The sequence below is a fragment of the Pseudoalteromonas sp. S554 genome (genome assembly GCF_005930865.1).
Lineage (GTDB): Bacteria > Pseudomonadota > Gammaproteobacteria > Enterobacterales > Alteromonadaceae > Pseudoalteromonas > Pseudoalteromonas marina.
In genome coordinates, this window is sequence record NZ_PNDV01000042.1 from 1 (window position 1) to 20,520 (window position 20,520).

24 protein-coding genes are annotated in these 20,520 nt (G+C 38.3%); 7 read left to right on the forward strand and 17 right to left on the reverse strand.

Translation table 11 applies throughout. The features are described 5' to 3' along the window. Positions 1 to 224 precede the first annotated feature (224 nt). From CWB65_RS11010 to merR, 6 genes are all read right to left on the reverse strand, one after another. Complete coding sequence (locus tag CWB65_RS11010; protein WP_138687158.1) at positions 225 to 662, reverse strand: MerR family transcriptional regulator; 438 nt, start codon at positions 660 to 662, stop codon at positions 225 to 227. Positions 663 to 775: 113 nt separating this feature from the next. Then, positions 776 to 2,215 carry a mercury(II) reductase gene (merA, locus tag CWB65_RS11015; RefSeq protein ID WP_138687159.1) on the reverse strand — a complete coding sequence of 480 codons (1,440 nt, stop codon included), beginning with the start codon at positions 2,213 to 2,215 and terminating at the stop codon, positions 776 to 778. Positions 2,216 to 2,235: 20 nt separating this feature from the next. Continuing rightward, positions 2,236 to 2,655: an organomercurial transporter MerC gene (merC, locus tag CWB65_RS11020; protein WP_008110850.1), complete on the reverse strand. Its 420-nt coding sequence runs from the start codon at positions 2,653 to 2,655 to the stop codon at positions 2,236 to 2,238. Beyond that, entirely contained in the window at positions 2,655 to 2,939 is a 285-nt protein-coding gene (merP, locus tag CWB65_RS11025; protein WP_008110847.1) for a mercury resistance system periplasmic binding protein MerP, read from the reverse strand. Before merP ends, merC begins: the two co-directional genes overlap by 1 nt. Positions 2,940 to 2,985: 46 nt before the next feature. Beyond that, positions 2,986 to 3,333, reverse strand: coding sequence for a mercuric transporter MerT family protein (locus CWB65_RS11030; protein WP_008110845.1), 348 nt, complete (start codon positions 3,331 to 3,333; stop codon positions 2,986 to 2,988). A gap of 190 nt (positions 3,334 to 3,523) precedes the next feature. Continuing rightward, on the reverse strand, positions 3,524 to 3,892 hold the full coding sequence (gene merR / locus CWB65_RS11035; protein WP_138740593.1) for a mercury resistance transcriptional regulator MerR: 369 nt from the start codon (positions 3,890 to 3,892) through the stop codon (positions 3,524 to 3,526). A gap of 349 nt (positions 3,893 to 4,241) precedes the next feature. On the opposite strand from merR, the gene CWB65_RS11040 reads away from it, so the two are divergent. From CWB65_RS11040 to CWB65_RS11050, 3 genes are all read left to right on the forward strand, one after another. Beyond that, the gene (locus CWB65_RS11040; protein ID WP_008467336.1) at positions 4,242 to 4,865 is read left to right on the forward strand and encodes a recombinase family protein; all 624 of its coding nucleotides are present in this window, start codon (positions 4,242 to 4,244) and stop codon (positions 4,863 to 4,865) included. Positions 4,866 to 5,271: 406 nt separating this feature from the next. Beyond that, a complete protein-coding gene (locus CWB65_RS11045; protein ID WP_138740582.1) occupies positions 5,272 to 6,021 on the forward strand; it encodes a hypothetical protein in 750 nt (249 codons plus the stop codon). A 162-nt stretch (positions 6,022 to 6,183) separates the two neighbouring features. Continuing rightward, positions 6,184 to 6,834: a hypothetical protein gene (locus CWB65_RS11050; protein ID WP_138740583.1), complete on the forward strand. Its 651-nt coding sequence runs from the start codon at positions 6,184 to 6,186 to the stop codon at positions 6,832 to 6,834. Between the two features lie 129 nt (positions 6,835 to 6,963). Here CWB65_RS11050 and CWB65_RS11055 read toward each other — a convergent pair whose 3' ends face one another. Then, positions 6,964 to 7,956, reverse strand: a complete 993-nt coding sequence (locus CWB65_RS11055; RefSeq protein ID WP_058429282.1) for a patatin-like phospholipase family protein — start codon at positions 7,954 to 7,956, stop codon at positions 6,964 to 6,966. A gap of 328 nt (positions 7,957 to 8,284) precedes the next feature. After that, positions 8,285 to 9,028: a siderophore-interacting protein gene (locus CWB65_RS11060; RefSeq protein ID WP_138740584.1), complete on the reverse strand. Its 744-nt coding sequence runs from the start codon at positions 9,026 to 9,028 to the stop codon at positions 8,285 to 8,287. 122 nt (positions 9,029 to 9,150) lie between these two features. Here CWB65_RS11060 and CWB65_RS11065 point away from each other — a divergent pair, with 122 nt between their 5' ends. The 3 genes from CWB65_RS11065 to CWB65_RS11075 all read left to right on the forward strand — a co-directional run bounded on the left by CWB65_RS11065 (position 9,151) and on the right by CWB65_RS11075 (position 11,314). After that, positions 9,151 to 9,570: a MarR family winged helix-turn-helix transcriptional regulator gene (locus tag CWB65_RS11065; RefSeq protein WP_006793498.1), complete on the forward strand. Its 420-nt coding sequence runs from the start codon at positions 9,151 to 9,153 to the stop codon at positions 9,568 to 9,570. 83 nt (positions 9,571 to 9,653) lie between these two features. Beyond that, entirely contained in the window at positions 9,654 to 10,067 is a 414-nt protein-coding gene (gene umuD / locus CWB65_RS11070; RefSeq protein WP_010556176.1) for a translesion error-prone DNA polymerase V autoproteolytic subunit, read from the forward strand. Further along, positions 10,055 to 11,314, forward strand: a complete 1,260-nt coding sequence (locus tag CWB65_RS11075) for a Y-family DNA polymerase (RefSeq protein ID WP_138740585.1) — start codon at positions 10,055 to 10,057, stop codon at positions 11,312 to 11,314. Before umuD ends, CWB65_RS11075 begins: the two co-directional genes overlap by 13 nt. 15 nt (positions 11,315 to 11,329) lie before the next feature. On the opposite strand, the gene CWB65_RS11080 is transcribed toward CWB65_RS11075, so the two are convergent. From CWB65_RS11080 to CWB65_RS11100, 5 genes are all read right to left on the reverse strand, one after another. Next, a complete protein-coding gene (locus tag CWB65_RS11080) occupies positions 11,330 to 11,785 on the reverse strand; it encodes a hypothetical protein (protein WP_138740586.1) in 456 nt (151 codons plus the stop codon). 227 nt (positions 11,786 to 12,012) lie between these two features. Continuing rightward, positions 12,013 to 12,528, reverse strand: a complete 516-nt coding sequence (locus CWB65_RS11085; protein ID WP_138740587.1) for a DUF4240 domain-containing protein — start codon at positions 12,526 to 12,528, stop codon at positions 12,013 to 12,015. Further along, positions 12,528 to 12,719, reverse strand: coding sequence for a YwbE family protein (locus CWB65_RS11090; protein WP_006793492.1), 192 nt, complete (start codon positions 12,717 to 12,719; stop codon positions 12,528 to 12,530). Before CWB65_RS11090 ends, CWB65_RS11085 begins: the two co-directional genes overlap by 1 nt. 68 nt (positions 12,720 to 12,787) lie before the next feature. Then, positions 12,788 to 13,069 (reverse strand): hypothetical protein, encoded by a 282-nt coding sequence (locus CWB65_RS11095; protein ID WP_138740588.1) that lies wholly within the window; start codon positions 13,067 to 13,069, stop codon positions 12,788 to 12,790. A gap of 8 nt (positions 13,070 to 13,077) precedes the next feature. Then, entirely contained in the window at positions 13,078 to 13,290 is a 213-nt protein-coding gene (locus tag CWB65_RS11100; RefSeq protein WP_138740589.1) for a hypothetical protein, read from the reverse strand. Between the two features lie 101 nt (positions 13,291 to 13,391). Here CWB65_RS11100 and CWB65_RS11105 point away from each other — a divergent pair, with 101 nt between their 5' ends. Continuing rightward, positions 13,392 to 14,195 (forward strand): ion transporter, encoded by an 804-nt coding sequence (locus CWB65_RS11105; protein ID WP_006793489.1) that lies wholly within the window; start codon positions 13,392 to 13,394, stop codon positions 14,193 to 14,195. A 52-nt stretch (positions 14,196 to 14,247) separates the two neighbouring features. On the opposite strand, the gene CWB65_RS11110 is transcribed toward CWB65_RS11105, so the two are convergent. From CWB65_RS11110 to CWB65_RS11125, 4 genes are all read right to left on the reverse strand, one after another. Continuing rightward, positions 14,248 to 15,363 (reverse strand): DUF748 domain-containing protein, encoded by a 1,116-nt coding sequence (locus tag CWB65_RS11110; protein ID WP_138740590.1) that lies wholly within the window; start codon positions 15,361 to 15,363, stop codon positions 14,248 to 14,250. Between the two features lie 247 nt (positions 15,364 to 15,610). Beyond that, entirely contained in the window at positions 15,611 to 16,750 is a 1,140-nt protein-coding gene (asd, locus tag CWB65_RS11115) for an aspartate-semialdehyde dehydrogenase (RefSeq protein WP_138740591.1), read from the reverse strand. A 203-nt stretch (positions 16,751 to 16,953) separates the two neighbouring features. Then, entirely contained in the window at positions 16,954 to 19,653 is a 2,700-nt protein-coding gene (locus CWB65_RS11120; protein ID WP_138740592.1) for a TonB-dependent receptor domain-containing protein, read from the reverse strand. Positions 19,654 to 19,716: 63 nt separating this feature from the next. Then, positions 19,717 to 20,520 (reverse strand): beta-helix domain-containing protein (locus CWB65_RS11125; RefSeq protein WP_502704841.1); only part of this gene is annotated, 804 nt, incomplete at its 5' end.

The following is a 20,520-nucleotide window of genomic DNA, read 5'->3' on the forward strand; positions in this document are numbered from 1 at the left end:
ATATATTCAATTGGGTATATTTCACCAGCTCAATATGAAACAGACTACTATGATAATTTAAACGAGTCAGGTAAAGTGGCCTGACTTAAACAAACTGGTCTCCGATGAACTCGGGGCGATTCAGTGTTGATATTCTATATGCTTGATATATACAAGCTAACATTGATAGAAAACAGATAAGCTAACAAGTTTTTAGTCGAGCCATGAACTGTTCTATAATTGTTCTAATTGCAAAACTCTTCAATTTGGTTTGTTACTAGATTTAAAAATACTTTTCTATGCTCGATTTTAGTAAGTAGCAGCTTTTGGATGTCTTCAGGAACTTTTCTTTCTCCTGCATCTATTGCCATTAGTAATGGCTTGATATCAACTACAAGAAGACCTGCCGCCCTTGCTGCTCGAATGAACTTTAATCTCTTTAATGCACATAAACCGTAGAGGGCATAACCTGATTTAGTTTTTTCTTCGCAGTGTATTATATTCTCAAGTGCATAATTCCTTATAGTATGGACAGACGTTTGTGCAGCTTGTGCCAGTTGAGAAATACTCAAAGGAAAATCCAACGCATCATCATCACTATTAATGAACTTACTGATGTCAGGGATCTCCGTTAAAAAACTGACTTCACCAACAGGAATGTTTTCAACCTTAGATTTAATCATGGTTTAGCATGTTTCCAATTTGTGTTGTTAATGGAATGCCTTAATATATCTTGATTACATTCAATCAATTGGCACTCCATTAACATTTCTATAAGTATATTACCGTTAAATGATTACCCCGCGCAGCAAGATAGCTCTTTAACGTCTTTGCTAAAGGTTTGAGCGCATAGCTTCAATCCTTCAACCATCGTCAAATACGGAAATAGTTGACCTGCTAAATCCTCTACGGTCATGTTGTTATGAATGGCTAATGCTGCACTTTGTATAAGTTCACCACCTTCATGCGCGAGTATTTGTGCGCCTAATATCTCACCTGTTTGTTTTTCTGCAACTAGTTTGATAAATCCATCAGTTTCAAAATTTGCTAATGCTCTAGGTACGTTTTCCATATCAAGTACACGACTTATCGTATCTATTCCTTCCGCTGAAGCTTGTTCTTCAGTTAGACCTACCGTAGCAACTTGTGGGTCAGTGAATATAACAGCAGGCATGGTAGATAGATCGAGTTGTGCATTTCCACCCGTCATATTAATTCCGGCTCTACTTCCGGCAGCAGCAGCAACATAGACAAACTGTGGCATATTGGAGCAATCACCTGCGGCATAAATGTTAGCTGTTGATGTTTCCATCATACTATTAACAACAATGGCACCACTTTTATCTGTTTTAACACCAACGTTTTCTAAACCAAGCTTGCCAGTATTTGCATGGCGACCAGTAGAAATAAGCAATTTTTCAGCGATTAATGTTCCTTCGTCAGTTTCCAATGAAAACCCATTGCTACCATAAGAAACATGACTTGCTTGCGTATTATTAAGTACACGAATGCCTTCTTTTTCAAAACATTCAGTCAGCTTTTCACCTAATAACGGATCTTCTGCATATAAAAGCGTATGTCGTGCTAATACTGTTACACTACTACCCAAACGGGCATAAGCTTGTGCAATTTCCAGTGCTATAACAGAAGAGCCGATGACAACCAGACTACTTGGTAACTCCTCCGAAAATAAAGCTTCGGTTGATGTCCAATAAGGAGTATCAATTAGCCCATCAATAGGTGGAACGCTTGGTGTAGAGCCTGTAGCAATTAAAATGCGATCTGCAACTAACTCTTCTTCACTACCATCAGACTTTTGAACTAACAAGGTATTTTCATTTTTAAAACGCGCATAACCTTTAAGTAAAGATAGCGCGGGGTTGTTCTCTAAAATACTTTGATATTTAGCATCGCGTAATTCTTCAACGCGAGCATTTTGCTGATGTGCTAATAAGGAGCGGCTAAGTTGTGGTTGAATATTCTCTAAACCATCAAACGGGTTAGTACGCTGCTGGTGCGCTAATTGTGCAGCACGGATCAATATTTTTGAAGGCACACAACCTACATTGACACAGCAACCTCCGATAACATCAGCTCCCTCAATGATAGTAACTCTTGCTCCGCCTTCTGCGGCTTTAATAGCACTGGCAAAAGCTCCTGAGCCACTACCAATAATGGCGACATGTAACTGTTCTGGCTGAGAGTTATCTGACGAGCAACAACTATTCGTTGACATATTTTATTCCTCTTTAAACGTTAAGCGGTACAAGTTTCATCGTCACAGCGCTTATTCGCTGGAGAAACCATGTCCCAAATTGATACGGCAACCATCAGTCCTAACCCAGTATAGGTAGCGTATGAACTCCAGCCATATTGAAACCAAGGGTATAAGGATAATAAGACTAAAACAGGTCCAGTTATGCCTATGAGAGTGCGTTGCCATTGGCGGTGACTAAACCAACCTAAGATATTCATTGCCAGCGCTAATACTGCAAACAGTGGTAACAACGTATTGATAAATACCCCTTCCCACTGACTAAGAAATCCCATCCCAATTGCCGCACCAAGACTAGCTATCGCGGGAAAACACATGGCGCATCCCATTGCCGAAACAAGTGCACCTATAGAGCCTGCTTTATCTCCGATACGCGTAACTAGTTCTAAGGGGCTAAACATTACTTATTTTCACTTTTTAAATTTGAAGGGTAGCCAGCGTTGGTAGTCGCTGCAATTAATGCATTGATGTTGGTTTTAGTGTCATCAAAAGAAACAACAGCTAGCTTAGGCTTGTAGGTAACTTTCGCATTTTCAACGCCATCAACATTTTCTAATGACTTTTTAACTGTGATTGGACATGTCGCACAGTTCATCGTTGGCACTTCCAGTGTAACTGTTTTTACTTCAGCAAAAGCACCAAAACTAGAAAGTGAAAGCAGTGCGGTTAATAATAATTTTTTCATAATTAGCTCCAAATTTTAAAATGTTATAAATTTCTTGATCTGTATATTAAGCAAACAAAAGTATCCAATAATTACTGGTCACTAAAATTGTCGCAACTATAGCGCTCAGCCAGAAAATGACTTTTCGTTGTTGCTGTTTCTTAGGAATTGCACAGGCCGTTCCCGGCTCACACTCTTCTACAGGACGGTAAATTTTCCAACCTGAGTAACCAAACAACAACACTACAAATGCGATAAATAATGGCCTATAGGGTTCAAATGCAGTTACATTACCAATCCATGAGCCACTTACCCCAAGTAATAACAGGAGCAAAGGACCTACACAGCATACGCCTGCGCCTAATGCTGCTATGATGCCTCCTATCATTGGAAGGTTTGATTTTTTTTGATTCATATAGATACCTCATTAAGTGATAATGCAAGTGTATTGCATGTACCTAAGTACGGAGTCAAGGGTGATTTATAAAAAATTTATCTTTGATAATCTGCTACGACAGATACGGGGAATAAGCTAACTTGAATTAAGGCGCAGAAGTAAAATTGGATATGCTGTTTTAGTGGGAAATGGTAGTTAAGTGAATCATTTACTTCGGTTGCAACGAATCAATTATTGGGCAGTGGCTATCGTCATCATTATTTTGGCATTGTCCTAAATGTTCTTCCAAAGCGTGTTCTAACAACAAGTCAGCCATCTTTTTTTGTACTGCGATCAGTTTTTTATTAGCTAATTCTTGTACTTTACTACATGGACTATCGTTTAACGCAAGTAACCCTTCAATCTCATTTAGCGTAAAACCTAATTCTTGAGAACGCTTGATAAAATGTATTCTATTTACCGTTTCTTTCGGGTAATGTCTATAGCCCTGCATAGGCTTTGGTGGTTGTTTAATTAAGCCTTTGCGTTCATAAAAGCGAATTGTTTCGACATTTACACTCAGTTCTTTAGCCAACATACTTATGGTTCGTTTAGACACGTTATCAATTACCTTACTGACTTTTTGTTTACTTACTTTATATCTAATTAAAGTGACCATCAATGAATACCAGTTTAAACATCGCTAATTGATTTTGTTTTTCTTCTATTAAATAAGTAAAGTTACCGTTGTTACAACAATATTAAACCACAACAATGTATGGTTTATCCTTTTTCATTATCAAAGTCCAAATTAGTGTTATTACATGCAGTTCTACATGAGTACACCCTAAAGATACTGTTAATATATCACAGGCAATTACGTAATGACACCACTTAAATAAACCTATATGATATGACACCATCTAAATAGACCTAATTAGGCAAAAATGTTCATAAGAGCATATTTACGAGCATCAACTTCTGAGCAAGATGCAAATAGAGCAAAAAGCTCATTAAAAAAATTCGTTTCTGGCTTCAGCAAACGAATTGCTTCTTTTTATATAGAAAATAAATCTGGTAATTCTTTAGATAGACCAGAGCTAATTCGTTTATTGGATGAATCAGAGTCCGGTGATGTTTTGTTAGTTGAATCAATCGATCGTTTAACAAGGCTAAGCCCTGATGATTGGAAAACTCTTGTAGCCTCAATAAATGAAAAAGGAATTAGTGTTGTTAGTTTAGATCTACCAACCAGTCATTTAACATTTGGCAGTTTTCCAAGTGATGATTTTATGAGATCAATACTTAGTGCTATTAATAATATGCTGTTAGAAATATTAGCGGCCAGTGCATATAAAGAATATCGAGAACGTGAACGTAAGCAAAAAGAAGGTATTGTAAAAGCACAGCAAAAGGGACTTTATCACGGTCGTCAGCCTGATTTAGAGGCTCATGATAGGATTGCCTCGTTTACTGAAGCTGGATTTAGTATTAATAAAACGGCTGAAGCAGTTGGAGTTAGTCGAAGTACGGTAATTAGAGTTAGAAAAAAGCTTAAAAATTTAGACTAAGGTTAATTTCGAGGGGATGGGCGCAAAACCCCTATTAGCAAGAAGTAGTTAGTCAAAATCTTAATGTCTGAAGTCAAGATTTGACCCTAGGCTTTTAATTAATACTGTCGAGTGAGCATATAGTCGGCAATGTAATTTAAATACGCAGAGCGAGTTTTTATTTTCAATCCGTCGAATTTATGCTGTATATATGCAGAGTAATAGCTCAGTCGCTCGCATAGTCAAGAAAACGACCCAGTCGCTCGTTTTATACTGAGAAGAAAAGCGAGCACGCATGAATTTTAATAACACTGGCAATTAGTTGACAAGTTTGTTAAAAATAAACCAATAAGAAAACGAGCTACGCTGTGGTAGAAATACGCGCGATTAGCTCGCTATAAACATGTTAAATTGCAAAGGAAGCATCGTGTCAAAACTTAATGAAACGTGGGATTTATTCGCATTATGGATCTCTAAAAAGATTCGAAGTCCATTTTCAAATTTCGCTACAAAATTCACATTAATTATTGGAAGTACGATTGTTGCTTCCCCGATAATTGAGCATTTGCTATTCAATGCAATACTCAAGCAGTGGTTGAATATAGATTTAAATATTGAAGTACCAGATCTTAATGCTTATATATTTGGTTCATCATTAATCGTTTTTTCATTAATTCATAATTTAATATATGTAAAATTAACCAATCAATATCAAGTTAAACTTAAAGAAGTTGAAGGCTCTGTTTATAAAAAATTGTGGGAGCACTTAGACACAGTTATTGATAATTCGGCTAGGTTAATTAATTTGTATACTAAAGTGTATGATGAGAGCTTCGACGAGTATGCTCTGAAAGCTGAGGAATCAATAATCGCTTGTGCTGATTTTCTTAGAAAGAACCGCCCATTTTTCTTTTCTGAAAACTTTTATGAAAAGTGTGTAGATATCAATAGCGTTTCTTATAAAATTACTGAGTATTATCGTGTCTGCTTAAAAGCACAAAAATATGATAAAGGTCTTTTAAAATCACAGGATATTAATAATGTTAGTCTTGAGAGAGTTTTCAAAGAATTTAATTTCCTTGAAGCCCAAAAAGATGTGAAGAACTTATTTTCACCTGCTAAAGAAGACTATGAGTTAATCTGCTCTGAAATAAGAAAGCGCATAAATGCAATTTAACAAGGCGTTTAAACGGAACTAAAACAGTGGGTTACGTTTCGCTTCGCTACACATTTTAACCCACAATTTTAGTCCGCTTAACGCGGCGTTATATTTCGAGGAGAGTTCGTGTACAAGCTAACTATTGCAATAATATTAATGTCACTCGTAGGGTGTGCATCGGTGCCAGCAAATTATGGAAAGCCAGAAGTAGGATCAAAAATAGGAGTAATGTTACTTATAGATGAGTCACCAACATATCAACATATTGGCACGACTATCTTTAGTAATAAAAATCTTAGTGAAACTTCAAACACTAATTATCATCAGAAATTTAATCATAAAATATCAACTATATTGACAAACCATGGCCACATTCCTAAATTAATTACTGCAAATCCAAGTCTTCTTGAAAACAAGAACTCCTTATTTAGTTACGTTGATTTTAAAGATAAATATAAAGCTACTCTGGATAAAATTGCTCAAGAAAACACCCTAGATTTCATAGTTATTGTTTATCCTCCATCTGGACCAGCGTGGGTAAACTCATCGGCTTATCTATCAGGTTATGGTTTATATTCTAGGTGTATCTTCGGATCATGCGATGCTTATGCTTTAAATTATGTGAGTGCTAGAATTTATGACGCTAAAAATAAAACATCTCTAAATCCAATGGATTTCGGTTTCTTTGAGCAAGTACCAATGCCAGAAGTTAATATTCCTGATGAACCTAATGAGATTCAGGCTGATCAGGTGGATGCTGCTGCAGATAAAGCACTCAACAACTTCATGACTAAATTCACTGAAATGCTAAAAACCTCAGAGTTTATTTAAATTGAAATATAACAGGTGACTAAGGTTATGACTGTCCGCAAATCACTGTGACTATCATATTTAGTAAAGACTTATTCAGTTAAACAACAGTAATATTTTACGGTTGTTTCTAAACTATTCGCTTCACAGCTACATGGCGTAGCTGTGTGCATAATCTACAATACGTGCATTTTGGCTTTTTAAGTATTCACGGCCTGCTTTTACACCAAGCTTATGATCTTTACGTAGATCGTCGTTTGTACTGCCTAACAGTTTGCTGTGCAGTGTTTCGTCTGCAAAAATTTGTATAATTTCTACATCACTTGGCGGGTTTGCCATAAAGTTTAGCTCGTCTAAGTAAGCTTGTTCGTGCTGAATTAGGTAGTCGAGTGTTTTTGGGCAGTAACCGGCAGCTGTAGCAAGCGATCTAAGCTTTTGAACCCATGCAGATTGCGCTTGAAAATCAGCATCTACCGTTCTAATAACCACAATTTTACGTGCCCCACGGTTATACGCTTCGCGTACTGGTAATGGTGCTGCTAGCCCTCCATCAAGAAAAAAATCTTCTTGGGCTTTGTTTATTTGCGTGGTTTCGTTAGCCGCTTGCGCATTTAACCAAGGCGTTAATTTAACACCTTGTTTGTATAAAAATGGTAAAGCACTTGACGCTTTTAATAGCTCTCTCCATTGATGCTCTTCACCCGTTGGCGATAAGTAATAGGCTTTTCTGTCGCGTGCGTTTGTAGCAGTAATAAGTAACTCACGTTCACCTAAAGACGTTTTAGCTGTTTTAAAGTCAATTGCTCTATTTACTTCTTTGGTTTTATCAAAGTACCAGTCTAAATCAACAATGTGTTTTCCCATTAAGCCACGACCTAGCTGAAAAAAACGTTTATTACGAGACAGCCCTCTAATTAGGCGTTTAGCGTAACCTTTTTGACGTGCTAAATAACTTGTTAAGTTTTGTGAACCTGCCGACGTACCAATAAATAAATCGAATGGGTCGTAGTTTTGCTCTAACCACGCATCAAGTACACCTGCGGTGAAAATCCCTCGCTGTCCGCCACCTTCAGCAATTAACGCAACCTTAGGCTGTGCTATTTTAGTTACTGAAGAAGCTGTTGCGCTGTTTAGAGAGTTCACGGTGTACCTGCCTTTAATTTAGTAATGTTTGTTTCAATAAATACATTTTATAGAATTAAAGTAATGCCTTAAAATTGATTGTTTAAATCAGTTTGATTGATAAAATAGAACGAAAAACTATCCATTAGTACACTTAGCTAATAATGACCAATGCGTTTTTCTTATTTTAAATATTTAGGCATCACATCAATTAATTTAAATTGTAAATTACTGATTGATGCCACTACTTTAACAAGCCTTAGGTGTACGCTTGCTTAACTAAAATAAAAATGAGTATTGACGAGTGTATTAAATAGCTAAATAACCTATTTTACTTAGCTACAAAGAATTAAGCCGTTTGTTTATTAGCTTGGCGCTCTAACTTGTAGTTTTCTGAATTTAAGCCTTTTTTCCAGTAACCTGATGCCACTATGTTGCCCCTTGGTATTGAATGCGTGTTAGTTAATGCTGCTTTAAGCTCACGCACTAGCCCAGCTTCAAGTGCCATAAATACAATAGGTGGCTGTTCATAATGCTGTAGTGTGGTTAATGCATTAGCCATCTCAACCTCTGGCGTTGTAGTTATTAACCAAGTGACTTGGCGCGTTGAATCTAAGCTGATTATATCCGCATCAGTTGGGGCGTGAATAAACGCGTCAATTTTGGCGTTTATTGGCAATTGCTTAATGTAGCCTTTTATAGCGTTTACTGAGGTCAAATCGCCCATCAATATATAACGAGGGTGGGTAAAATTATCTAGCTTTTTAGGACCGGGGCCTGCAATAGCCAGTTCATCACCTACTTTAGCGGCTTTAGCCCAGTTAGTTGCAGGGCCTTGGTGCATATTAATAACAAAATCGAGCGTAATTGCACCATTACTTTTATTTACATTTTGTATTGTGTACGAACGCATACACGCTGTTTTTAAATTGAAGTCGGCCACACCGTTTTTTGGAATAAGCACTTTTACATAACTACCAATGTGATCAGAAGTTAAATCTGTAAACTCTTCAGAGCCTAAAACTATACGTTGCAAATGCGGGGTTATTTGCTGTGTGTTTAATACTGTTGCTTTGCGTACTTTTTTTACCATATAAATTAACCTCATTGATTAAAAATCACTGCTTTATAAAGCAGACATTGCACAACGCCCCACTGGTTGATAAAATCAACTATATAGATTTAATTGACTTTGTCAACCATTTGGGATGTATCATGAACACCTCTTTAGCCAATACGCTATTTATGTTAATGCAAAACTACCGGGTAACCATACGCGAAGCCATTAATGCCAGCGAGCTCGGTTTAAATGCAATGCATGTACGTTGCTTACATATTATTGCAAGTACCTCGCAGTGCACAGCAAACGACATTGTAAATAAAACCCAACGAGATAAGGCTCAAATAGCGCGGCTTGTAAAAGAACTTATAGCTTTAAAGCTTATAAATAAGTGTGCCAGCGAACACGATAAGCGCTGTTTTATTTTAACGTTTACCGATCAGGGTGCCGTGCTTTTTGAAAAATTACTGGCCGCAGAAAAACATGTAAACGATCAAATGTGTAAAACGTTAAACCCAAAGCAAATCAATGACTTTTTAAACACGGCTCAGCAAATGATCAAAAATATGCAATGATCTTCACTTCATTACTTGGCATAAGTTAAACAAAACACATATACTGTACACTTATACAGTATATGTGTTTTGGTTGTTTATTTATGTTTGTTATTCCTATTTATATAGAAGCAGGTATTTGCGGGTTTGAATCTCCTGCCGCACAATACACTGAGCTTGGCGTTTCCCTTGATGAGCTATTAATAAAGCACCCTGATGCCACTTTTATTGGTATTGCGTCGGGTAGCTCTATGCAAGAAGTAGGGATTTTTGAGGGTGATTTACTTGTAGTAGACCGAGCAGAGCACGCTAAAGATGGCGATGTAATTGTGGCTAATTTAAATGGCTTATTTGTGTGTAAGCTACTTGATAAAACAAACGCTCGATTACTATCGGCTTCGCCTTTATATCAACCCGTTAATATTACGCCTAGCGATGAATTTCAGCTTGAAGGCGTAGTCAGTTTGTCAATTCGTATGCATCGCCAAAGCCCTGAGTTACTTTCATGTATGCCTTAGTCGATGCCGTGGCGTTTTATGCCAGCGCCGAGAAAGTATTTGATCCCGCCATTCGTTCAAAACCTGTGGTTGTGCTCACTAATAACGACGGCTGCGTATGTGCGGTATGCCCTATTGCGCGACGTTTAAATATTCCTAAATTTGGCCCTTATTTTAAAGTTAAGCAGTTACTAGAACAAAACAATGTGGTTGTACGCTCTAGTAACTATGAACTATACGCTAATTTAAGCGACCGAATGATGAGTGTGATTGGCCGCTTTTGTGACACCCAGCATATTTACAGTATTGATGAATCGTTTTTGCACTTTAGCGGCTACGAAAACGTTGTAAAAGATTGGCATACTTACGGGCACCTTATTAGACGAACCGTATGGCGAGAAACAAAACTCCCCGTTGGCGTGGGGTTTGGGCCAACGCCTACACTTGCAAAAGCGGCAAATCATGCAGCTAAAAAATTAACAGGCTTTGACGGTGTTGCTGTCATATATGACGAAGCAAGCCGGCGAGCTATTTTACAGCGCATGGACTGCCAAGATGTATGGGGAATTGGCAAGCGCTTAGCTAAAAAGCTAAAAATAATGAACATAAATACCGCATGGCAGCTTGCACAACAAAACCCAAAAACTATGCGCCGCGCTTTTAGTGTGGTGGTAGAGCGCACAGTAAGCGAGCTTAATGGCTTAGTATGTTTAAACTGGGATGATGTACGCCAAGATAAACGCGAAATTTACTCAACTCGCAGCTTTGGAGAGCGTATTTATGAACCAACCGCTCTTAAAACCGCTTTAATTAACCATGTCACTATTGTGGGCAAAAAACTAAGAGCCCAAAAGTCGCTAACAAAGCAATTATATATTTTTGCATCTAGCTCATCTCATGAAGATGTATTTTATAAAAAGTCTTATATGTATCAGTTTAGTATGCCAACAAACGATACTTGCGTTATGGCCAATGCGGTGTCTGAGGTGTTTGAAAAAATTTACCAACCTGGCGTGCGGTTTTATAAATGTGGTGTAGGTGCACTAGAACTCACCGCTGAGCAATTTCAGCAAAGTGACTTATTTGCACCACAACAAGATAACCCAAAGTTAATGGGCTGTTTAGATGCTATTAATACCCGATACGGCAAAGGTATGTTGGGCTTAGCAAGTAGTAAATTAAACGATCGCTGGCATATGAACAGAGATTTTTTATCGCCTCAGTACACAACCCGCTGGCGAGATATACCAAAAATAAAATGCGATTAGCTAATAGTTGATATATTACTGGATAGCTTTTTTAAACTTGCACTCAACACTTGCTGAGCTTAATGTGTAAATAAGCATGTCGTTAGGTAAAAAACGAATGCTTTGTCGAATTGTTTTTTCGTTTATAGGATCATCACAACGGCTCATTCGTAAGCCATTATCAAGCCCATCACTTTTATATTTTAACGAACTAGTAATAAAGCAAAAGTTTGGCTTTTGTATAGTTTGAGTTCCGTTATGTAATGAGCCAAACACAATTTGTTCACCCAGCTTAAACCCCTCACTTGGGTTACTTGCATTAATTAAACTCAAGTCACTGTTTACGCATAACCCTGAATTAGCAGAAACCACCTTATATGTACCAAGTTTTGATTTTAAAAGGGGTATAAAGCGTGCCTTATTGCTTGGCTCAGCAGCTACATGAACGCTGACAAAAACAAATATGAATAAAGTCAATTTGATGTGTTTCATTAAGTAAACGTATCCTTATGCGTTAATTATTTATTTAGTTCGTATACTAAATGGCTTAACTTTATTATATTGCTAAATATAACAGAGATTTACTATTAGAAGACAAGGCTATATAAAAAGAAAAAACTAAATTAAGGCATGTAGTTATTAATCACATTTTGAGATACGTTATCGAACAATAAAACGATTTAAAATAATGCGCTAAATTAAGCGCATTACTATAAGATTTACTGCCAATATTTTGCGAATAATTGCGGGTAGGCTTGTTTTAAAAATTTTGCTTTGTCTTTAAAGCGTTTGCCTGCGGGTTGGTCGCCTGATGGCACGAAGGGTAATTCATCCTCGTTGCGCTCTTCATATAATAAGCCGGCGATGAGGTCATACTCGTCAATGTATGGGTAAGGCTGTTCATTTAAGTGATAAACAGGTGTACATAATGCAATGGAGTCGGCATTAACGAGCGCGTTATCAAACACAGTTTTACCGCGTGAAATAAGCCAACATCTAAACTCACTAAAACCATATTCGTCATTGCAGCCTGCCATAACAAACGCAGCGCCAAATAAATCCCATGAAAAACATTTACGCATATTTATGCCGAAAAACTTATCAAATGCAATAAGTTGCTGATCGTCTAAATTGCTTAGGTTTGCTTTAAGGTGGTCGCTTACACTTTGCGGATCAAGGCCTAAGTCGGGTGTAGTCACTAATTCCCAAAAAGCCTGCTCTGATAACGCTGCCATTATAAAATCTCTTTTACTCGGCCTACTTGGCCATCTTCTAATCTCACTTTAATACCATGCGGGTGGTTTGGTGATTTAGTTAATAAACGCTCTACCACGCCTTCAGTTAATGTACCGCTTCGTTGATCTTCTTTTAAAACAATATTAACTACAGTGCCTGGTGATATTTGCGAACGAGAAGGAACAGCCATTATTTAAACCCTAAATATAATTTTTTTAATTATAACGCCCAACTGCAGGCAAACCAACAAAACCCATTTTAATTGGCAAAAAACACGATATGTGTCGGTTTTATCGTCAATTTAATACCCGCTAGTTGAGTAATAACTATAGATTTAAGGTGTTCAATCTCAGAGTCAGCGTTATTAAGCGCTATAGTATCATCAAAATAGCAGTTAACTTTTAAGGTGTTAGCTTCGTTATTTAAATCGACAGTGTGTGTAAGGTATGCAAAATCGGTCACTGAGTCTTTTATAGACTCACAGGCTTTAGTCAGCGCTGCGCGTATTTGTTTGTCTCGTTGCTTTTGTGTTTTAGTCATGAGGAGGATTATTTATTTTTTTCTGCTTGTTGTTTTTTAAATTCTTCGTAATTTGAGTCTTGCTCTTTAAGGCACTCATAATATTCTTTATCGGCTTTGTAATTACATTCGTTAAGGCGGGCTGATTGCAATTGTTCAAAGCGTGCGTCGGAACTACACCCGGCTAAAATAGGTAATCCGATTATAAATACAGCACATACTTTTAATTTATTAATAACCATCAAATTTCCTTACACTATTGCGTTTAAAAAGACGTTAAATTATGCCGAATATATTGTATATTAGCGCCATAAAAATCTTCGTATTTACAGGACCACTTATTATGATGTCGCAGTTACAAGCCTTGTTTCAGCGTATAGACAAAAGCAAGATATTTCAATCATTTGTTATAGCTGTCATTATTGTTTCTGCCCTTACTGTAGGCGCTCATACCTATAGTCTTCATCCTACGGTTGAGCTTGCACTTAACTGGATGGATATTGGCATAACCGCATTCTTTTTAATTGAGCTGATTATTCGCTTTGTTGCAAGCAAAGGCATAAAAGACTTCTTTTCAAAGGGCTGGAATATATTCGACACCATTATTGTATTGGGTAGTTTATACCCTGCTGCGGGCTCTACAATGCTAATAGCGCGTTTACTACGTATATTTAGAGTGCTCAGGTTAGTGTCGATGATTCCTGAACTTAGACTACTCGTTAACTCCTTGCTTAAAGCAATCCCGCAAATGGGCTACATAGCTCTGCTTATGTTTGTTATTTTTTATATTTACGCCGCTATGGGCAGTATGATGTTTGCCGACATTAACCCCGTGCTTTGGCAAGATGTGTCTATATCAATGCTAACGCTATTTAGAATAGCGACCTTTGAAGATTGGACCGACATAATGTACGAAACAATGGCGGTGTACGAGCTAAGCTGGATTTACTACCTGACCTTTATATTTTTAACCGCGTTTGTGTTTTTGAATATGATGGTTGGCGCAATTTTAGAAGTAATGGGTGAAGAACACCGAAATGCACGAGAAGAACAGGCCGATAACGACTCGCTTCCTGCAACACAAGGACAAGTTAACGAATTACAAGCGCAAATAGCAGAGTTAAAAACATTGCTGAGTAAAAAGTAACAGTTTAAGCCTCACAAAATATGTTTGTGGGGCTTAAAACTCAATTAGCCTGTTACTCATCTGATGTACTTTCTACTGTTTCAAACGATATCACGTCGTCCACTTCCATTTTAAACGCCTCTAAAAACGCATTTTTTAATACCGACACCACTGCCTGAAACGTAGATATATCGGTGTTGTATAATGTGCCATCGATCGGTATGCGCGCAGCAACTAACTCAGATTCATCATTTTCAAGTAATTCGCTGAGTATATCTATGCTGCCTTCAAAAATAGCAGTGAACAATCCGTCGTCGTCTTTTTCTATATCTTCACGCCACGAAAAAACACTCAAGTCATAAACACCGGCCTTTGCATAGCCGTTTAAAACATTGTCTTTTGCAGCAACCTCCATTGCACCATCAATGCCTCCTGCTTCAATGTCAAACGGAGTGTACACTTTAAAAACCGTTTCTAAATGTTTAACCGAAAAACGTTGAACCTCTACATTAAAGTCAAAGTTTGCTTTTTCACTAAATGGGTCTAATTGCCCTTTAAGAGACAATGCAGCTTCGCCCATTAAATCCCCTTCAATGTTTAACGAAGTCACTAAGGTTTTTGTAAGGTTTTGAGCATTGGTTATGTTTTTAATCTCTGCATCAATATTTGAGATATAGGTAGGTTTATCACCCTCGCTGGTGGCATTTACTAACGAAACTTTACCGTTATCAATACTTAAAGTGTCAATTGAAAAAGGGACTAAATTATTAGCAAGCCCTACCCAGGTTGTTTCATTTTTAACTTGTTTATTTTGCTCTGTTTTATTAGGGGCTTTGTCGTAAACCACAATTTCAGGGTAGGTAAATTGCATATTTGTCACTAAATTCCCTTTCAGTAGTGCTGACCATGAAAGCGAAAAATTGAGTGTTGCAACGCTAAGTAGTGGTTTAGGCGCTAAATTATCCTCTTTGGCATAAATTTTTATGCCGTCAATAGCATACGCACCGCGGTACAAATATAAATCAACGTCACCTACGTGGCCTGTTATTCCCTGCGTGTCTTTAATTTGTTGATTAACATAATATTGAATAGCATGGGGCGCACCAACACGGAATATTAATAAAAGCACAATGATTAAAACAAAACCAGTAAACCATTTAGCTCGAGTAACCTTTGAAATTAACGCCATATAACCATCCTTATTTGTGTAATTATGAGCATGACAATGTGTAAAAACTACACAAAAATAAGCACAACTGCGCTGTTAAGTACTTAAATTACTGGGTGCACGCAAAATACTATTTTAACTTTTGCAATGGGTATGCCACACAGACAGTTATTTAAAAGCCACAAAAGAGTGTAAAAGGAAGGAATAAAAACTAAAAAGGGTTAGCACTATGCTAACCCTATAAAATAAAGAAATTAAAAAACTAAAATTACTCAGCGTCTACAATAATGCGAAGCATACGACGAAGTGGCTCTGCTGCACCCCATAAAAGCTGATCGCCCACTGTGAATGCGCTAATATATTTAGGTCCCATAGCAAGCTTACGAATACGTCCCACTGGGATACTTAGCGTGCCTGTTACTTTAACCGGCGTTAAATCGGTGGATGTAATATCACGCTCATTTGGAATAACCTTAACCCACTCGTTGTGCGAAGCTAATATTTCTTCTATTTTCTCTACGCTTATGTCTTCGCGTAATTTAATAGTCATTGCTTGGCTATGACAACGCATTGCGCCAATACGAACACATAAACCATCAATAGGTACAGGCTGCTGAGTAGAGCCTAAAATTTTGTTAGCTTCAACTTGTGCTTTCCATTCTTCCTTTGATTGTCCACTTGGCATAGGCACGTCAATCCATGGGATCAAGCTACCTGCTAATGGCACGCCAAATTGATCTTGTGGTAAATCGCTTGAAGCCATTTTTTCACTGACTATTTTATCAATTTCTAAAATAGCTGAACTTGGGTTATCGAGTTGCTGAGCAACACTTGAATGAATAGCGCCCATTTGTGAAATCAGCTCTTTCATATTGCGTGCACCCGCACCCGAAGCTGCTTGGTAAGTCATAGGGCTTACCCATTCAATAAGGTCTTTCTCAAACAAACCACCTAAAGCAAGGAGCATTAACGATACCGTACAGTTACCGCCAACAAAGGTTTTAACGCCTTGCTCTAAACCTTGAGTAATGACATCTTTATTTACAGGGTCAAGAACAATAATGCTGTCATCACTCATACGAAGTGCAGAAGCTGCATCAATCCAGTAACCATCCCACCCCGATTCACGAAGCTTTGGGTAAACCGCTTTGGTGTAATCGCCCCCTTGACACGTAACAATAATATCCATTTTTGCAAGTTCAGATACATCGCTTGCATCAAGTAGCGGTTTTGCATCACCCGCTAAATCAGGACCAAGTTGTCCGGCTTGTGAGGTAGTAAAAAAAGTGGTGTCTATATTGGCAAAATCATTTTGCTTTTCCATACGCTCTAATAACACAGAGCCAACCATGCCACGCCAACCGACCAAACCTACTTTTTTCATTGTTTTATCCACTGTTTTGTTCATAAAAAATGCCTTAATACATTAAAAATTAAATTCATTGCGTGAGATTCAATTTTCAAGTTAACAAACTAACACTGCTAGACGGCTAAAACTAGTCAATAAAACAGAACTTAAAAATTTTTCATGCGAAATTAAGGTATAAAAAAAGCCCTGTATTTAATACAGGGCTTATAGCGCGAATGTACAAGGTTTAACGCAAGCTAAAATTAAAATTCATAACTATAGCTTAAGCTAAACTCGGTGCCTGTTTCTTGGCCCCAAAGGGTTAAACCTTCTTGCTCTATTTGTTTTTCTTGGCCAAGAATATTCTTCACTTTAAAATTAACTTTAGAGTTAAAGTTAGGAAAGTAAGAATAAACTAAATCAAGTGAGTGAAATGACTTTTCTTCAGCATCTTCGTTTCCACGCGTACCTGGTACGATAATTCGCGGCCCAAACACATTGTAAATAACCGATGTTGAATGAAAACCGTCATCTGAATCGTAACCCATTTGTAAGTTAGCAACCCATTCAGAGTGGCCTACTAAACGGCGTTTGTTGTTAGTAACAATGTTTGAAACGGTATCGGCTTCGAGTGCTTCTTTAAGTTGCGTTTCAAATAATGAATCGACATTATCTGAGTCATTTATACCTAAATTGACGCTCGAATCAGATAGCGTTACGTTACCCGACAAAAATGCAGACGACCAATCTTTATTAATAAAACCAAAGTCAGTTAAAAAATCTACCTCAATACCAGATAGCTTACCCGACTGCGCATTAGCCGTAAGTAATTGCGGAGACGCACCACCTACACCTGCAAGTTCAACCATTTCAATTGGGTTTTCTATGTCCTTGTAAAACAATGCAACTGACAGGTTATTACCTGTTGGCATGTACCACTCAAACCTAAAGTCAACATTCGTTAATTCAGAGCTTTGTAAGCTAGGCGAACCACGAACCAAAAATTCAGTCAGCGGGTCAACAAAAAACGAAGTACTTACATCACGTAAATCTGGGCGAATAGTGGTTTCACTCACGTTTAAGCGAAACTGCATTTCTTCATCCATGATGTACGTAACAGCAAGTGATGGAAAAAAAGTATCTTCGTTAATGACAACGTCTTGAATTTCTTCAAGCGTGTTTTCGAATAAGTTTGAATGTGCCTGATAGCCAATCGATACTTGTTTGAAATCTTCCCAGCGAACACCGCCGGTAATACGCCATGTATTTTCAAAAAAGTAGTCAGCCATAAAGTAATAAGCATCTAACTTATGCGCTGCACTGTATTTGTCACCGTCAGTTGTGCCATCATCAAAAATACCTGAACCCGTAGCACTTGTGTAAAACGCGTCGTTTGATGTGTTTGCATCAGCAAAAATATCGCTAATGTTATTACCAAACGTAAACTCATCGCTTATACCACGGTGCGTTATGCCAAATTTAACATTGCTTGCATCACGTTTTTTTTCTGAAAAGTCACCGCCAATTTTAAGTTCGAGCTCGTAGCCGTCCCCATAAAAAGGTAACCCCATGTTCCAACCAAATGTTTCTACGTCATCGTGAAGTACCTGGTATTCACGCGTAATATTAGTTGCTGCAACATCTTGAAGCTGCTCTGACTCAAATACACCGTCGTTATAGTTTTGTTGAAAAACAACATCTAAACCGCCTGGTGCGTTACGATTAGCTCTACTTAAGCCACCATACCAATCAAAAAATAAATTATTTAGCTCTGGAAAGTTATGCGTGCCTTTAAGCTGAGAAGAAAACATTTCACGTTCTTCGTAGCTAATATCAACACGGCGAAGCTCAGTAACACCCTCTTCGGTTTCATTGGCATCGTAATAGTTACGATTACGAACCCGATCGCTCATATCGTGTAGCGCAATGTTAGTAAGCTCAAATCGATGGTTTGAGTTAAACTCATAGCCAAGATTTAATGTTCCGCTCCAACGAACATTTTGTTCAGTCGATGTGCCATCGTAATATTGTGCAAAACATTTGTTCTCACAACCCAAACTACCTAGGCTTGAACCACTTTGTTCTTGAACAACTTCCCATTCGTTGTCATAAGAAACAGCCGCAAGCACACCAAAGGTACCTATTTCGCTTTCTAGTCTATCGCCCACGGCAACAGAAAAGCTCATAGCTGGGTCAACATCTTCCTTGCTAATGCCTACATTCCAATCAAGCGATTGAATAAGATTTTTACGCTCTTCAAGCGTAGAATTAATATTGCCTTCAAGGCCTGCGTCGCTGGTAAGTGCGGTAGTAAATACATTAGATAGCGCACGTGTGCCATCATCACGGCCCATCCAATCATCATCACCGCCTTCGTAAAAGTAGCCAGAATCACTATTTGACGTGTTATACGATGAGCCTACTTGTACTTTAAATAAAAAGTCAGACGGAATAGACTTGGTACGAATGTTGACATTACCACCACCAAAATGCGCAGGCATATCTGGTGAAAATGATTTTTGTACACTTAAGCTTTCGATTATTTCAGATGGAAATAAATCGAGCGGCACAACCGAGCGAGTAGGATCGGGGCTTGGTACATACATGCTATTTAATTGTGTACTTGAGTAACGCTCACCTAAACCACGCACATATATAAATTTACCGTCAACTAAGGTTAAGCCTGTTACACGGCGAAGAGCCGATGCAGCATCACCATCGCCGGTGCGTGAAATTTGGTCGGCACCCATAATATCAGCAACAAACGCCTGATTTTGGCGTTCTTGCAGTACTGCACCTGCGCTCCCTTTGAGTCGTTGCCCTACTGCAACCACTTCTTCTATTTCTTGCTCTTGAATGTCGGCTTCTGCAGCAGCAGTATTTACCGACCAACCAAATAGTGCAGCCAAAACGGCGCAATTTAATGTTGATAAGGCAAGTTTAGAGGGTTTATAAGAATTCATTTTTATACTCCGAAACAAAACAAGACATTAGCCGGGCTTTCGCCCGGCCTAAAGCGTTTAAGGTTAAAGACCTACTTTTACCCAACCCGCTGTCCAGTCTGTTTGTGCATCCATTGCACCAATGTAATCTACTGTATCAAAGTAGCTATCTAGGCTAGAAGAATCAAAACCTGCACCTAGTAGTAATGATTCACTTGAAGGCATGTAACCGTTACTCGCTAGTGCAAGACTTGCAGCTGTTTGCACTGAGTTACCAGCTTGACCTAAGAACCAAGACTCAACATTGCCATCACCAATTGCTTGAGTACCAAAGTTGTTAGCTGTTTCACACGCAACCACTGAGTGAGTGATAGTAAGTGAACCGTCTTCGGCACGTGGTGCTGAGTCAGAACCTACACGTAAACAGTTTGCGTAATCTGCGCCACCCGTTACCACTACGTTTTTAAGTATGCCCGCAGTACCTGCACGTAAGCGAATACCGTTTACGCCTGCGTCACCAATAATGGTTACATTAGAGATAGTAGGCATAGTAAGCGGTGATGCATCTGAATCAAATTCAGAGTTATCAGCTTCAATCGCGTTATCGCCCTCAGATCCTGATTGTTTGATAAGTACGTATTGCGCTTTACCCGTCCAACCAAATGACCAATCTAAAGAGTCGTCACCAATATTTGTAAGCACTAAGTGGCTGATGTTTGCAGTGCCACCGAAAAACTCTACGCCGTCATCTAGGTTTTCATGAACGTGGATGTAATCTAGCTCTGTTTGGCTACCTACACCAGCAAGTGATATACCGTTTAGTTCATCACCATTACCTAAAGTTTTGCCGGCTTGTTTTACAGCAACATACTTTAATGTACCTGAGTT